Source organism: Ignavibacteriota bacterium, from assembly GCA_016218045.1.
GTDB lineage: Bacteria > Bacteroidota > Ignavibacteria > SZUA-365 > SZUA-365 > JACRFB01.
This window is the reverse complement of sequence record JACRFB010000052.1, coordinates 63,625-79,279: the sequence shown is the minus strand read 5'-3', so window position 1 is coordinate 79,279 and position 15,655 is coordinate 63,625. Positions and strand designations below refer to the sequence as shown.

Genomic DNA, 15,655 nt, shown 5'->3' with positions numbered 1-15,655 from the left:
CATTGCCGGATGGCCTCACGGCCGTCATCGACCTTCCTCACGAAGCCTTCCCTATGAAACGCACACGCCTCTATCAGTCAGCGGCCGCGGTCGCGCTCATCCTCATCCTCTGGTGGATATTCTCGCCGTCCGAAGGACCGAACATTCCGACTGCCCCGGTGTTATCCGGAGATTTCCGAATACTCGTCATCGAGAGCGGTTCCATCCGCGCGAAAAAATCGTATACCATCACGGCGCCGCGACTCATGCAGGGCGGCAATCTGCAGGTCGTATTCCTCGCGCCGGAGGGCACCATTGCGCAGCCGGAGCAGCCGCTGGTAGGTTTCGATCCGAGCACGGCCATGAAACGCATCAACGACAAACAGACCGAGTTGAAAACCGCGCAGGCCGATATGGCAAAGCTTCGGGCCCAGCAAGCCGGTGACGAGGCGCAGGCAAAAACGGATTTTGAAACGGCGAAACTGAACTTTCAACTTGCAGAAATCGCCCAGAAGCGCATGCAGTTCGAGCCCGACGCCAAGAAACGTGAGGCGGATCTGGAATTCGAACGATCACGTCTCGCCTTCGAACAGGCGCGGCTGAATCTGGAGAACAGGTCCATCGTGCGCAAATCGGAACTCGGCAATCTGCAGCTTCGGTTGTCGCAGATACAGTCCGACATAGCGGCTTCAACCAAGGAGATGGAACAGCTCACGATGAAGGCGCCCATCAGCGGCCTTATCGTGTACGAGAACAACTGGAGCACAGGCCGGAAGATCGCGGTGGGCGACCAGCCATGGCCGGGCATGCCCATCATCAGTCTGCCCGACCTTTCGGCAGCGCAGGTTGAAGCGAGTGTGAATGAAATGGAGATCTCCCGCGTCAAGGTGGGACAGAAAGTGGAGATCGTGCCGGACGCTTTTCCCGACCGGAAATTCACCGGAACGATCACCTCGGTGTCGCAGATCGGACGTGAAAAGGGATCCGGATCAAACGTGAAGGTTTTTGACGTGGTAATCGACATCGACAAAACCGCCGACATTTTAAAGCCGGGAATCACCACCACAAACAAGATCATCGTGGGCACAGTGAAAAAGACGCTGTCGATTCCCATCGTGGCCGTGTTCGAGAAGGAGAAGAAGACGTATGTGTATGTGAAGGACGGCGCGGGTTTCGACAAGCGCGAAGTGACACTCGGCGAAAAGAACGACACTTACGTGGTGGTGAAAACGGGACTCAAGGCCGGAGAGGAAGTGGCCCTGCGTGATCCCGATGAAGCCGAGGAGCCCGCCGCCGAGAACGATAAAAACAGCGGCAACGACGCCGTGCGGATGCCGTGATGCGCCCGACCATTCTGACACGTCACCGCGAGTCGCTCAGCATCGCGCTACAGAGTCTCGCGCTGCACAAGACCCGCTCCTTCCTCACCATGCTGGGCATCATCTTCGGCGTGGGAGCGGTGATCGCCATGCTGTCCATCGGTGAAGGTGCGCGGCGCGAGACCCTCGAACAGATCGAGGTGCTCGGCGTGCGGAACATCATCATACGCAGCGCGGCGATGGACGAGGCGCAGCAGGAGGACGAGGAGGCCGCCTCGCGTCCGATGGGCATTTCGTTGAAAGACGCACGCGCCATCGAGGACGTGTGTCCCTTCGTGGAGAATCTGTCCGTAACCTGGGAGAGCGAAATCGAGGCTCGGACATACGAAGGCAAGACCGACGCGACACTTGTCGGATGCACACCGGCCTACGAGCACATCTTTAACGTGCGCCTCTCCGCCGGATCCTTCATCGCACCGGTGCACATGCTCTCCACAGCAAATGTTTGCGTGATCGGGTCTGAGGCAAAGCAGGATCTTTTCGGATTCCGCGATCCGATGTATCAGCTCGTGAAGCTCAAGGACCGCTGGTTTACGGTGGTGGGGGTGGTGGAGCCGAAACGCAGCGCAAAAATTGCGGACGTTGCGATGCCGCGCGCGAACAACACCATCTTCATTCCACTGAGCACGGCCATGGCGAAATTCCCGCGCGAGCAGCAGGCCGGGGCGCAGTTTTTCATGGGACGTGGCCGCCGCTTCCGGTTCTCGAACAATGAAAGCGCGTATCTCGACAGGAATACCATCGACCAAATCGCAGTGCAGGTGAAGGCCGAGACCCCCGTCGAAGAGGCCGCACGGGTTATAACGCGCCTGCTGCGCCAGCGTCACGCGGAACAGACGGATTTTACCGTGACCATACCGGACCAGCTCATCGAGCAGAGCCAGAAAACACAGGGGATTTTCAACATTGTGATGGGCGCCATAGCGGGGATTTCCCTGCTTGTCGGAGGCATCGGCATCATGAACATCATGCTGGCGGGTGTGCTTGAACGCACACGCGAGATCGGTGTGCGGCGGGCCATCGGCGCAACACGTTCGATGATCGTCGTGCAATTTCTCGCGGAGGCCACTCTGCTGTCGATCGTGGGAGGGATAGCAGGCATCGGCGTTGGATGGGGCCTGACCGAAGCGATTACCGCCTATGCCGGCTGGCGCACGATAGTCAGTCTCTGGGCAGTTCTCCTCGCCTTTGGCGTCGCCGCGGCCACGGGTATTCTCTTCGGATGGTACCCGGCGCGCCGTGCGGCCGACAAGGACGTGATCGAGGCGCTCCGGTATGAATAACGGCGAGTCCGCCACGACACAACGCGGTGTGCGCAACAAGCCGCAATTCCGGCATCGCATCGGGACCACGATGCACCCGGCTCCCATTCACACTCGACATGATTCACGGATGCTTCGAATTTCCGGATTCCGGTATATGACCCGCCTTACTCTCATGCGACTTGGCCTCATGGCCGCCTGCATTCCCGTGCTGCTTTCCGCCTCCGCGTCCGCACAGCAGACACTCACACTCGAGAAAGCGTTGCGCATCGCTTTCGAAAACAGCTACCAGGCCCGTGTGGCGCGCGAACAACTGCGCGCTTCCGAAGCAGCGGCGGAAGCGTCGCGCAAGGCCCTGTACTCGACGGTGGACCTCAACTTCGAGGCGCCGAGTTACGATTCGCGGCTGAAACAGCAATTCAACAGTGTGACCCGCCGCGACGAATATTTTCGTGTGGAGAACCTGCGCTGGTTCGGAGGCGTCTCCATCAACCAGCCGCTGATCTGGACCAACAGCACCATCACGCTCAGCGGGCAAATGTACCGGCTCGATCAGAAGGACGCGTCCGCCGGTTCGTTTTTCCGCAATTACTACGGCGACCTCGTGGTGCGTCTCGAGCAGCCGCTGTTTGTGCCGAACAGTCAGCGCATCGCGTTACGCCGCGCCGAACTCGAGTTCGAGGAGGCGAAATCCGACTACCGCCGCGCCACGCTCGACCTCCTGTACACCGTCACGGAAAGTTTCTACCGCGGTTATTCGAGCCAGGAGCAGCTTGCGATTCAAAGCGACCGCGTGCAGCAGCAGGAGGAATCGTACACCACCGCAATGCGGAAATACCGTGCGGGGCTCATCGCCGAAGTCGACGCCCTGCAGTTTGAGGTGGATCTTGCGGCGGCCCGCAACGATTTGCTTACCGCAGGCAACACACACAGCGGCAGGATGAACAACTTCAAGCTGCTGATCGGACTGCCTCTGGCGGACAGCCTCCGACTTACACTGACCGACACGTCCTTCGTACCCGTCCAGATCGATCCAGCGCGCGCCATCGGTGAGGCCAAACGCACACGTGTGGATCTGCAGCGCGCGCGCAACAACGTCGAACGCAGCACCCTGTCCCTCGACGAGATCGACGGCCAGCGCGGCATCCGTGGCGACATCTCGGTGAATTACGGGCTGAACGACGCGGCCGACAAGGTGCGGTCGCTGTTCCTGTCCCCCACCGAGTCGCGTGGCGCCACACTCCGCATCACGGTACCCGTTTTCGACTGGGGCAAACACGGACGTGATGTCGAAGCCGCGGAGGCGCGGCTGCGCAGCGCGCAATACACGGCCGAGAATACCGAACTCACCATCGAGCAGGAAATCACGGACCTCGTGCGCCGTATAGGTTCAGCCGCCGAGCGTGTGAACGTCCTGTTCAAGTCGCGACTTGTGGCGGAAAAGGCGAACGGCATCAACACCAGCCGCTACGAAGTGGGGACCATCGGCTCGCTCGAACTCTCTCAATCGCAGACGCGTCTGCTTCAGGCCCGGCTCAGCGCCCTCGAGGCGTGGATCGACTACAACGTGGCCCTCGCCGACCTTGCGCGGCGGACGGCGTTCGACTTCAGCACCGGCAGCGAGGTCGAACCTCCGAGGTAAAACACAAGGTCGCGCGCCATGCCCCACTGTGCGGCAGCGGACGAGCGAGCACGCGTGCAGCGGCGTGGAGTGACTGTCGCGACGATATTTTTACGCCGGACACGGGCCATCGGGACGCAACCGCGTGCGGTTGTTTTTCCCTCGACGCGGCACTACTTTGCCGTGACGTTTGAGAATCGCTTTTTCCTGACGAAAACCACCACCACGTATGCTTGAATTCGGCGCATCACTGCGCAAGGCGCGAGAAGCTTCCGGCGTGACGCTCGATGAAATCTACGAGCAGACCCGGATCAACATGCGCCATTTGCGGGCCATCGAGGCGGGAGATTTCCCCTCGGTGCCGCAGACATACGTACGTGCGTTCATCCGCGAGTACGCGCGTATGGTGGGACTCGACGAGGAAGAGACGCTGCAGCACTACAACGATGAAGCCGAGCGGGAGAAAGGAATACCAAAACCGCCGGATGTGCTCGACAATTCGAACATCCTCCCGCATCTCGATGACACGATCGAGATCATAACGCCGGGCTCGGTGACACCCCGTCATGTCGAGGTGCAGGGCCGAGCGGAAGTGGAAACACAGGAGCCGTTCGTCGCACCAGTACGCGTATCCGAGGCCGCGCAGGGCGCCGCGTCCGTGGTGGACATCAGTAATACCGCGGCAAAATCTCCCGAAACCACCCCCGTTTTATCACCGACGAAACCGCCCGCAGAAAAATCCGCACCCGAACAGACTCCCCCACCCGCGACCGAATCGTCCGACCCATCGGCCGATGTGACCGTGATCCCCCCACCTTCAAGCGCCGGGCCTCCGAAGCAGTCCGAGTCGAGCAGCGCCGAGCACGAGAAGACTCCCGATGCGACAATACCGGCGTCGCGTTCTCATGCCTCGCAGGTGCGCGATACATTTTCGGGACGGGAAACATCCGCGGCGGGCGCGTCCTTAAAACGTCCGAGTGTGTACGACACAAAACCGCCGATACCCGGGGAGGCCACGCCGCGTCCCCAGAAGGCGGAGCCCACCCCAGCGACGAAAACCAAAACGACGCCCGTCACCGCGGCTCCCCCGAAAGCCGGCACCGATGTATCGACACGCGGTGCGGCGCTCACAGGGATCGCGATACTCATCGCGCTGCTCGCCATCGCGTCCTACTTCTATTTTCGGACCGATGTGTCCGATACCTCGTCGCAGATGGATTCCACTGCGATCAAAGAGAGTCTGCAGGCCGGGCGATTTATCGATTCGTCCCTGACCACCATGCCCGATCCGGTGCTGCCTCCGATCGACACGGCGACAATCGCAACCGCGCCGACCGAGACGCGTGACGACGAGCGGGGCCGCGTGAAGGAGGACAGTCTCGTGCTCGAGGCGATATCCAACGCGCCCGTGTGGTTTTCCGTAAAGATGGACACGACACGCACCGAACGTGGCAACATGAGCAGCAACGAACACAGGGTCTGGCGCGCGCGCGACCGTTTCGTTCTCACGCTCGGCGACGCGGGAGCGATCACGTTCTTTTTGAACGGTAAGCAGTTGCCCGCACTCGGCGACGAAGGCGCGGTGATAAAGAACGTGACCATTTCGCGGCGTAATCTCTCGGCTCCCGACTGACCGTGGCCTCCAAGGCGAGACAGCAGGAATACGCCGGCCTCTGCCGCGCCATCGCGGAACACGACTACCGCTACTACGCGCTCGCGGATCCGGCAATCAGCGACGAGGGGTACGACACGCTGATGCGCCGTGTCGCACAACTCGAGGAGGAGTATCCGGAACTGCGCGGTCCCGACTCGCCGACGCAGCGCGTCGGAGGCGGCATCACGAAGGAGTTTCCCACGGTACAACATGCCGTCCCGATGTTGAGCCTGGCGAACACATATTCCGAAGCCGATTTGCGCGACTTCCATCGCCGGGTGACCGAGGCGCTGGGACACGACGACGTGGCGTATCATGCCGAACTGAAAATCGACGGCGTCGCCGTGTCGCTGCAGTACGAAGACGGCCTGCTGGTACGCGGCGCCACCCGCGGCGACGGGACACAGGGAGACGAGATCACCGCGAATATTCGCACGGTGCGCGGCCTCCCCTTCCGCGTCCTTTCCGGCCCCCTCGCGGGTGCACGATTTGAAGCGCGCGGCGAAGTGTACATGGACGCGCACTCCTTCGAGCGTCTCAATACCGAGCGCGAGCGCGACGGCGAGAAGCTCTTTGCAAATCCGCGCAACTCGGCGGCCGGCTCATTAAAGATGCAGGACTCGGCCCTCGTCGCGGCGCGCGGGCTTCGCATTTTTGTCTACTCCCTGCTTGGTGTCGAAGGCGCCATACACAGCCAGGACGCCGCATTCGCCGCGCTTCGCGAGGCGGGATTCCCGGTCAATCCTCACGCGCGCCTCTGCGCCGGCGTAGGGGAACTGCTGGCCTTTATTGATGAATGGGAGGCCGGGCGTGATACTCTACCCTACGACATCGACGGGGTGGTGATTAAAGTGAACGAATTCGCGCTGCAGGACAAACTCGGCGCCATCGCCAAGAGTCCGCGTTGGGCAATCGCGTACAAGTTCACCGCGAGGAAGGCGTCCACCGTGTTACGCGGCATCACGTTCCAGGTGGGGCGCACAGGTGCAGTGACACCCGTGGCGGAACTCGAGCCGGTCCCGCTCGCGGGTTCCACCATCAGCCGTGCAACACTGCACAACGAGGACTTCGTCCGCCAGCTCGACCTGCACATCGGCGACCGTGTGTTCATCGAAAAAGGCGGCGACGTCATTCCCAAGGTAAGCGGCGTCGACACCGAGGCGCGACCGCCGGAAGCGGAACCGTTCGTATTCACACGGGAGTGTCCCTCCTGCGGCACCGGCCTGTACCGCGCCGAGGGTGACGCCGCCTGGTTCTGCGGGAATCCCGTTTGCCCCGCGCAGGTGCGCGCGCGCATCGAACATTTTGCATCCCGCGCCGCGATGGACATCGAGGGTCTCGGCGAGGCCGTTGTTGACACACTCGTGGCACGCGGACTGCTCGATTCGTTCGCCGACCTCTACGATTTGTACGAACACCGGGCAGAGCTCGAAGCCATCGACCGCTTCGGCGAAAAAAGCGTCGCACGATTGCTCGACGGCATCGAGGCCAGCAAGAGCAGACCCTTCGACCGCGTGTTGTACGCGATCGGGATCCGCTTCGTCGGCGAGGGCACGGCACGTCTGCTTGCGCGCGCGCTGCCCTCCTTCGAGCTGCTTCGCGCGGCCGACGCGGTGACACTCGCGGCGGTGCCCGGCGTGGGGCCGCGAATAGCGGACAGCATTGTCCGATACTTCGCCGATCCGCATTCACGCGCCCTCGTCGACCGGCTGATCGCGCGCGGCGTGACGGCGGAGGCCGACACGCAGGACGCGGTGCTGGATCCTTTCTTCGCGGGTCGTACTTTCGTGCTGACGGGCACGCTCACGCGATTCACCCGCGACGAGGCCCGTGCCGAGATCGAGCGCCGCGGAGGCAAGGTGTCGGGCAGCGTCAGCGCGCGCACCGCGCATGTGATCGCGGGAGCCGAGGCAGGTTCGAAACTCGACAAGGCGCTGGCCCTCGGCATCCCCGTACTGACTGAAGAAGAATTCCTTTCGCGTATAACCTGACCACTCCCACACGGAGGACACATGAACTTTACCATCGACAAGGAAAACGAGCTTGCCATCTTCCGCCTGAAGGAGACGCGTCTCGATTCGCTCACCTCGCCCGCGCTCAAGGCCGAGCTGCTCATCCTCAGCCAGGAAGCCATACAGGTGCTGATCATCGACCTCAGCAGCGTCGAATTCTGCGACAGCACCGGCCTCAGCGCCCTGTTGCTGGCCGAGCGGCAACTGCGCGAGAAGGACGGCGGCGTCCTGATAGTGGATGCGATTGGCAAGGTGCGCACACTTATCGAGGTAGCGAAGCTCGACGCGATACTCCCCGTGTTTCCGACCGTCGACGTGGCGCGCAACGCCCTCGAAGACTGACACACGCAGGCAGGACGCGCCCCGGCCATGCATCTGTCGGTTCTCGACATCGTCGTCATTCTCGCGTATCTCGCGGGCATCGTCCTGTTCGGCATACTGAGCGGCGGACGCCAGCGATCCGCGCGCGATTATTTTCTCAGCGACGCGGCCGTGCCCTGGTGGGCCGTGTGTTTTGCGATCGTGGCCACGGAAACGAGCGCCATTACCTTTCTGTCCATCCCCGGAGTGGCCTATGCCGGCAATCTGTCCTTCCTCCAGGTGACAGTGGGCTACATACTCGGACGCTTCATCGTGTCGAGGTACTTCCTGCCTCGATATTTCCAAGGTGAACTTTCGACCGCGTACGTGTTTCTTGAGACACGGTTTGGTCCGGCGACGCGGCGCACGGCGTCGGTCACATTCATGGGTACGCGCGTGTTTGCGGACGGGGTCCGTCTCTACACCACCGCCATTCCGTTGGCCCTCTTTCTGCAGGGCAGTTCCTTTCTGCCCGCGGGTGACACACACACAGCGTATGTCGTCTCCATCGCCGTGATGGCCGCGCTGACCCTGGCCTATGTGTATTTCGGCGGCGTGCGCGCGGTGATCTGGACCGACGTGATACAATTCGGCGTGTACATTCTCGGCGCGGCAGCAGCCCTTGCCATTCTCGCGGCCATGCTCGGCGACGGACTCGACGCGGGATTGTCGCGCGCCATCGCCGCCGGAAAGGGCGTCATTTTTCCTCCCTGGCCCGAGGGCGGGTTCGCGGGATTCTTCTCGACACCATACACAACCATCGCCAGCATCGCCGGCGGCATGTTTCTGTCGATGGCATCGCACGGAACCGATCATTTGTTGATACAGCGAGTGCTCACCACAAACGATCTTCGTGCATCGCAGCGCGCAATGTCGCTGAGCGGGATCATCGTGCTCATGCAATTCGCGGTCTTCCTCGCTGTCGGCCTGCTGCTGTGGATCTTTTACAACGGCGCGCCGAATTCGGCCAATGAGGTTTTTGCGCGCTTCATTCTGGATCATCTCCCGTCCGGTGTCAAAGGCCTGATTGTTGCGGCCATACTCGCCGCGGCGATGTCCACGCTGTCTGGATCGATCAGCGCCCTGTCGTCGGCCACAATCATGGACATCTGGCTGCCCCTGTCGGGAAAAACGCCGGATGACGCGACGCTGCTGCGTCGTTCGCGTGCCGTGTCGATCGTGTGGTGCCTCGTGCTCGTTCTCGTTGCATCCCTCTTCATCCAAACACCCGCCACCGTCATCGAACTCGCGCTCGGCATCGCATCCTACACGTATGGAGCGCTGCTGGGCGTGTTCCTGCTCGGCCTGTTGTTCCGCCACACGCAGCAGAGCGCCGCCATCGCCGGATTCTTCACCGCCATCGCCGGTATGGCAGCGGTGATTCTTTTCACGCCCATCGCGTGGACCTGGTACGTGCTTCTCGGTTCGGCGATGTGTATCGCCACGGGCCTCGCGACACAGGCGATTTTTCCCCGACCACAAACCCGCACCTGACATGGACCTTTTCGACTGGATTCTCGTTGGCATATACTTCGCGGGCACCGCGGTGGTCGGGTTCTATTTCTCGAAACGCGCGGGACGCAACACGCAGGAATTTTTCCTCGGCGGTCGGCGGATGACATGGTGGCTCGCGGGATTGTCGATGGTTGCGACGACGTTCGCCGCCGACACACCGCTCGCCGTCACAGAACTGGTGTCCACACACGGTGTTTCGGGAAACTGGCTGTGGTGGAACATGCTGATCGGCGGCATGCTCACCGTGTTTTTCTTCGCGCGCCTGTGGCACCGCAGCGGCGTGCTGACGGATCTCGAACTGATTGAACTCCGATATTCCGGGGCACCCGCGGCAGTGCTGCGCGCGTTTCGCTCGGTGTACCTGGGCCTGTTCATGAACACCGTGATCATGGGATGGGTAAACCTTGCCATGGCCGCCGTGCTCGAGGGATTTTTCGGTCTGCCGCGCAGCGAGGCCTTTCTCTACACGGGACTGGCGCTGGTCCTGACCGCCGTGTATTCCTCGATGTCGGGCCTCTGGGGCGTGGCCGTGACTGATGCCGTACAATTCCTCATCGCGATGACGGGATGTATCGTGCTTGCAGTGCTCGTTGTGAATGCGCCGCAGATTGGCGGACTCGCCGGACTGCGCCAGGCGCTGCCGCCCGAGACACTCTCCATACTGCCCCGTATCGGCTCCGCATCCGACGGCGCCGTCGGCGTGCTCTCGCTTTCCGCGGGAGCCTTCCTCGCGTACGTGGGTGTGCAATGGTGGGCCTCCTGGTATCCGGGGGCGGAACCGGGCGGCGGGGGGTACGTCGCACAGCGTATGATGTCGACACGCAGCGAGAAAGATTCGGTATTTGCAGTCCTGTTCTTCCAAATTGCTCACTATGCGCTGCGCCCATGGCCGTGGATCCTCGTCGGACTCGCAACCATCATCCTGTATCCGCAGCTTCCCGCGGCAGAGAAGAAGCTCGGGTATATCTACGCGATGCGCGACTTCCTCCCTTCTGGTTTTCGCGGACTCATGATCGCAGCATTTTTTGCCGCGTACATGTCGACCATCGCAACACATCTCAACTGGGGCACCTCGTACATCGTCAACGATTTCTGGCGACGATTCGTGCAGAAGGGACGCGAGGAAAAAAGCTATGTGCGCATCTCGCGTATTGCGACGATCGGCATCATGGTCCTGTCAATGGCAGTGACGAGCATCATGACATCCATCTCCGACGCATGGATCTTTATCATCGAATGCGGCGCGGGGTTGGGTCTGGTACTCATCCTGCGCTGGTACTGGTGGCGCGTAAACGCGTGGAGCGAAATAGCCGCGACGCTGACACCCATCATCACCTACGGCGCCATCGCCCTGTACAACGCGGGAAATCCCGAGGCGGCACGCATTCTTTTCCCAAACAGCCTGTTCCTCACCGCCGGCATCACCACCGTCGTCTGGATCACACTCACCTTTCTGACGCCCGCCACTGAGCGCAGCGTGCTGGACGCGTTCTACCTGAAAGTGCGACCGGGAGGACCCTTCTGGAAACCGGTGGAGCAGCGTTGCGGCGCGGGTCCCTCACACGCGCCCTTCGGCCGTATGCTGGCCGCCTGGGTTTCGGGGATACTGCTCGTGTATTCCGCGCTGTTCTCCGTGGGAGAATTCCTTATTGGCACTCCCGGCGGGGGTGCGGCTTGGGCGGGCGTTTCGCTTGTGTCGGCTTTCGGCGTATTTTTCGCCGTCAGATCATTTGATACATAACTCAATCGGTGCGTTCCTGTTTTCATTTCTCTCTTCCGACAAACGATTTCTTGCGCGGCTGAAACACATCCGGCTGGTCGCAAGCGACCTCGACGGCACGCTGCTGAATGATGAGAACGGCATCGGGCCCGAGAGCGTGCGGGCGATCCGGGAACTGAATTCGCATGGCGTCGCGCTGCTGCTTGCATCGGGACGGAGTGATGGTTTCATACGACATTTCTCGCGCGCACTCGGGAGTCCGCACCCCATCGTCTCGCTCAACGGCGCGCTGATCAAGGACGCGAGCGGAATCGTCCTGTGGCAGTCGCTGCTCGGCATGGAAGTGGGAGCGCGTATAGCAGAGATCATGCGCCGTCATCCGGAGATGGACGTTGCCGCGTTCACCGGAGACGGAGTCCACGCAACGGGTGATCCCTCGGAACTCCCCCGCTACCTCGCCGCCTATCCCCCCGAGCAGCGTGTTGTGCAGGATTTGCTTCCTCTGCTCGACCGCGCGGTGATGTGTGTGGCGCGAGGGTCCTATTCCGCGATACAGGATCTGAGCGTGGGACTGGCGAAGGACTTCCACACACGCGTCGATCGCTCGATGTACCAGAGTAAAAGTGCCGAGAACACCTATTTCCTCGAGATCCGGAACAGCGGCGTACACAAAGGCACCGCTCTGCGATTTCTTGCGCGCCATCTCGGGCTCCGCCCGCGCGAGGTGGCCGCGATCGGCGACTATTCGAACGATGTCGAAATGCTGAAATTCGCGGGTGTCGCCGCGGCCATGCGCAACGGCATAGAACAGGTGAAGCGGCACGCCGATTTTGTTACCCGGGCAACGTCGAGTGAAGATGGCGCGGCGGAATTTTTTGCTCTGATCGCCTCCGCGCGGGAGCCGCACACATGACGCCCAACACATTCCGCGGCTACCGGCTCGCCGTACTCGCGCGTCTGTCGAAGTTCGACGACAACGGCCGAGCACGTATAGCCCTTGGAGTAGGCCTGGTCCTGTTCATCGCCCTGTTGTTCCCGAAGGGCCTGTCGAAGTACTACGAGTACTCCGAAGGCACGATATGGAATGAAGAAGACCTTATCGCCCCGTTTTCATACCCCATTCATCGCATTCCGGCGGTGATCGACGACGAGGTGCACGAGGCGACCCGGGCAACGCCGCTCAGCTTCGATCGCATCGACACCGTGGGACGGCGCGCCGTCGACAGTCTCGATGTCATTCTCTCCGTCATCGCCTCGGTGATCGACAGCACCGTGCCTCTGAGGCCCGGGTTGGATGCAACGTCGCGTGCAGCGCCTTTGGTCCTGCGTTCCATCGCCCGGCGCGGACTTGCCGTTCCATTAAGCAGCGACGACGCCATGATACTGCTGCGTCTCCGTCTGGCCGACCGGCCGCGTCGCGGATCGACAGCCCGTCCCTACGGTGCATTACGCGCCTTCATCATGCCCCTGCTCGACGATCTGTACACACGAGGCCTGCTCGACCGCAGCCGCGCGTCTTTCGAACAGCCAACGCTCGCCCTGCAGAACGCGGAGTACGAGGAACTGCATCCCGTGAGGGACTTCCTCGACCGGGGAGACATCGACGGATTTGTCCGCGCACGCGCGCACAGCGACGTGTTCCCCGCCCCGTTGGTCGTGGCGTTGATACGATCCGTGGCCGCGCCCAACATCGTGCACAATCCCCGCCGCTCGCAGGTCGCCCTGCAGGCCGCGACCGCCGCAGTTCCGCGCACGGATGGCATCGTCAAGCAGAACGAGCGTATCGTGAGCAGGCACGAACGCATCACACCCGCAATCAAGGCCAAACTCGATTCGTATCAGCGGGCGCGTATCGAGCGCGCGGGCGAAGTCAACACGCTGCTTCAGGTGCTCGGGCGCGCGGGACATACCGCGACCATCCTCAGCTTCCTCGGAATTTATCTCGCCCTGTTCCGCAAACGTATTTTCCGCAGCACGCAAAAACTCCTGCTCCTGGGCCTGATCATACTGATACCGACGATGTTTGCGTACCTGTCGTTCAGCGTGCCCATCTCCGGGCCCGTGCAGTATCTGATTCTCGTGCCCATTGCGTCGATGCTCGTGGCAATCATTTTCGATTCGCGCGTGGCATTCTACACCACAGTGACCGTGAGTTTCCTGGTGGGCGCGCTTCGTGGCAATGATTACACCATCATACTCGCATCGGCGATGGCCGGTTCGCTCGCACTGTACACCGTGCGCGACATCAAACACCGCACGCAGATCTTCCGGTCACTGACCTTCATCTTTCTCGGTTACGCGATCGTGATCGGTTTCGACGGCCTGCAGCGCGCCGTGCCGATGGGCCAGGTCACGACCGACTTGTTGTATGCCGCCGCCAACGCGCTTCTCTCATCCATCCTGACGTTCGGACTTCTGTATTTCTTCGAACGATTGTTCGGCATCGACACCGATCTGACACTGCTCGAGCTGTCCGATTTTAACCATCCTCTTCTGCGGGAATTGTCGTCGCGCGCGCCGGGCACCTTCCATCACAGCATCGTGATGGGTACACTTGCCGAGGCGGCCGCGCTGGCCATCGGTGCGAATCCCATCCTGGCACGTGTCGGCGCGTATTATCACGATATCGGCAAATGCCCGCATCCCGAGGCCTTCGTCGAAAACCAGCTCGGCACGAACAACATCCACGAATCTCTCCCGCCTGTCGAAAGTGCGCGCCGCATCATCAAACATGTGGAGGACGGCATTACGATGGCGCGCGAGGCCGGTTTGCCGCAACGTGTGATCGATTTTATTCCCGCGCATCACGGCACAACGACGGTCGCCTATTTCCTCGAGAAGGAAAGACAGGAGCGGCCCGAGTCGCTTGTCGCGGGCGAATTCCGATATCCCGGCCCATCCCCGCTCACCAAAGAAACGGCGATCGTCATGCTGGCCGACACGATCGAAGCGGCGGCGCGCGCACTCGAGGAACCCACGGTGGATTCCATCGAGAAGCTGATCGACCACACCGTGAACAAACGCCTCGCGGAGGGACAGCTCGAGTACTGCGATCTGACGTTCCGCGAACTGATGCTCGTGAAGAAGAGCTTCCTGACGATTCTCACAGGCATACATCACAACAGAATCAAATACCCGACCGAGGCCGATGCCGAGGCGGCGCAGAAAAACGCGGAGCGCACCGCGAAGCTGTTGAAACTGCCCTCGACCGCCGACGCCATCTCGAGCCGCATCAGGAGAATCGACCAACTGTGACACTCGACGCCGCATTGCGCCGTTTCCGCCAGCACATCGCGCTGGAGCGGGGGCTCTCCGCAAACACGGTCGATGCGTACCGCGGCGATCTGCAACGTTACGCGGCATGGCTTGCCGGACTCGAGGTGACTCACACAGGGGCGGTGTCGCAGAAGCACGTGTCGCAATACCTCAAGGCGTTGCACGACGCGGGTCTCGCGCCATCGAGCGCCGCGCGCATTTTATCGGCGTTGAAACAGTTTCACCGCTTCCTCCTGGAGGAGCGGTACGCGGATGCCGACCCGACCGTCCTTATCGAATCGCCGACACTTACCAAACACCTCCCGATGGTACTCACGCAGGACGAAGTTGCGCGCATACTCGAGGCACCCGAGACGCAGACTCCTCGCGGCCTGCGCGACCGTTCTCTGCTCGAGACCCTGTACGCCTCCGGCATGCGGGTGACGGAACTTGCAACCTTCCGACTCGAGCAACTGCATCTCGACGAGGAACTGATTCGTGTGCTGGGGAAAGGCAGCAAGGAGCGTCTCGTTCCGTTGGGCGACATCGCCGCCGAGTGGCTGCGCAAATACCTCCGCGACGCGCGTCCCCTGCTCGCGCGCAGCGCGCGGCCGCATTCCATCGTGTACCTCAACCATCGCGGCGGAGGTCTCACGCGCATGAGCATCCTCACGATTGTCAAGAAATACGCATCGGCCGCGGGCATTCGCAGCGATGTACACCCGCACACGTTCCGCCATTCCTTCGCGACGCACCTGCTCGAGGGAGGCGCCGATCTGCGGGCCGTGCAGGAAATGCTCGGCCACGCCGACATCGGCACGACGCAGATATACACGCATGTCGACCGCGAATACCTGCGCGACGTGCACCGCACCTATCATCCCCGCGCGCACTGATC

Annotated in this window: 11 protein-coding genes; all 11 read left to right on the top strand. The window is 61.6% G+C overall.

Annotated features, from left to right (window positions below; translation table 11 throughout):
- The first annotated feature begins 53 nt into the window (after window positions 1–53).
- Window positions 54–1,319: an efflux RND transporter periplasmic adaptor subunit gene (locus HY962_13495; GenBank protein ID MBI5647939.1), complete on the top strand. Its 1,266-nt coding sequence runs from the start codon at window positions 54–56 to the stop codon at window positions 1,317–1,319.
- Window positions 1,319–2,641, top strand: a complete 1,323-nt coding sequence (locus tag HY962_13490; protein ID MBI5647938.1) for an ABC transporter permease — start codon at window positions 1,319–1,321, stop codon at window positions 2,639–2,641. The genes HY962_13495 and HY962_13490 overlap by 1 nt, the downstream gene beginning before the upstream one ends.
- 136 nt (window positions 2,642–2,777) lie before the next feature.
- Entirely contained in the window at window positions 2,778–4,262 is a 1,485-nt protein-coding gene (locus HY962_13485) for a TolC family protein (GenBank protein MBI5647937.1), read from the top strand.
- 208 nt (window positions 4,263–4,470) lie between these two features.
- Entirely contained in the window at window positions 4,471–5,874 is a 1,404-nt protein-coding gene (locus HY962_13480) for a DUF4115 domain-containing protein (GenBank protein ID MBI5647936.1), read from the top strand.
- Between the two features lie 2 nt (window positions 5,875–5,876).
- A complete protein-coding gene (ligA, locus tag HY962_13475; GenBank protein ID MBI5647935.1) occupies window positions 5,877–7,886 on the top strand; it encodes an NAD-dependent DNA ligase LigA in 2,010 nt (669 codons plus the stop codon).
- Window positions 7,887–7,907: 21 nt separating this feature from the next.
- Window positions 7,908–8,249, top strand: a complete 342-nt coding sequence (locus HY962_13470; GenBank protein MBI5647934.1) for an STAS domain-containing protein — start codon at window positions 7,908–7,910, stop codon at window positions 8,247–8,249.
- Between the two features lie 27 nt (window positions 8,250–8,276).
- Entirely contained in the window at window positions 8,277–9,761 is a 1,485-nt protein-coding gene (locus tag HY962_13465; protein ID MBI5647933.1) for a sodium:solute symporter, read from the top strand.
- Window position 9,762: 1 nt separating this feature from the next.
- The gene (locus tag HY962_13460; protein MBI5647932.1) at window positions 9,763–11,523 is read left to right on the top strand and encodes a Na+:solute symporter; all 1,761 of its coding nucleotides are present in this window, start codon (window positions 9,763–9,765) and stop codon (window positions 11,521–11,523) included.
- The gene (locus HY962_13455; GenBank protein MBI5647931.1) at window positions 11,513–12,415 is read left to right on the top strand and encodes an HAD family phosphatase; all 903 of its coding nucleotides are present in this window, start codon (window positions 11,513–11,515) and stop codon (window positions 12,413–12,415) included. Before HY962_13460 ends, HY962_13455 begins: the two co-directional genes overlap by 11 nt.
- On the top strand, window positions 12,412–14,757 hold the full coding sequence (locus tag HY962_13450) for an HDIG domain-containing protein (protein MBI5647930.1): 2,346 nt from the start codon (window positions 12,412–12,414) through the stop codon (window positions 14,755–14,757). The genes HY962_13455 and HY962_13450 overlap by 4 nt, the downstream gene beginning before the upstream one ends.
- Window positions 14,754–15,653 (top strand): site-specific tyrosine recombinase XerD, encoded by a 900-nt coding sequence (gene xerD, locus HY962_13445; GenBank protein ID MBI5647929.1) that lies wholly within the window; start codon window positions 14,754–14,756, stop codon window positions 15,651–15,653. Before HY962_13450 ends, xerD begins: the two co-directional genes overlap by 4 nt.
- Window positions 15,654–15,655: the final 2 nt, after the last annotated feature.

Excerpts from the sequence above, each read along its gene's own strand:
- HY962_13495 (MBI5647939.1), top strand. The coding sequence starts at position 54 with ATGAAACGCACACGCCTCTATCAGTCAGCGGCCGCGGTCGCGCTCATC.
- HY962_13490 (MBI5647938.1), top strand. The coding sequence starts at position 1,319 with ATGCGCCCGACCATTCTGACACGTCACCGCGAGTCGCTCAGCATCGCG.
- HY962_13485 (MBI5647937.1), top strand. The coding sequence starts at position 2,778 with ATGACCCGCCTTACTCTCATGCGACTTGGCCTCATGGCCGCCTGCATT.
- HY962_13480 (MBI5647936.1), top strand. The coding sequence starts at position 4,471 with ATGCTTGAATTCGGCGCATCACTGCGCAAGGCGCGAGAAGCTTCCGGC.
- HY962_13470 (MBI5647934.1), top strand. The coding sequence starts at position 7,908 with ATGAACTTTACCATCGACAAGGAAAACGAGCTTGCCATCTTCCGCCTG.
- HY962_13465 (MBI5647933.1), top strand. The coding sequence starts at position 8,277 with ATGCATCTGTCGGTTCTCGACATCGTCGTCATTCTCGCGTATCTCGCG.
- HY962_13460 (MBI5647932.1), top strand. The coding sequence starts at position 9,763 with ATGGACCTTTTCGACTGGATTCTCGTTGGCATATACTTCGCGGGCACC.
- HY962_13450 (MBI5647930.1), top strand. The coding sequence starts at position 12,412 with ATGACGCCCAACACATTCCGCGGCTACCGGCTCGCCGTACTCGCGCGT.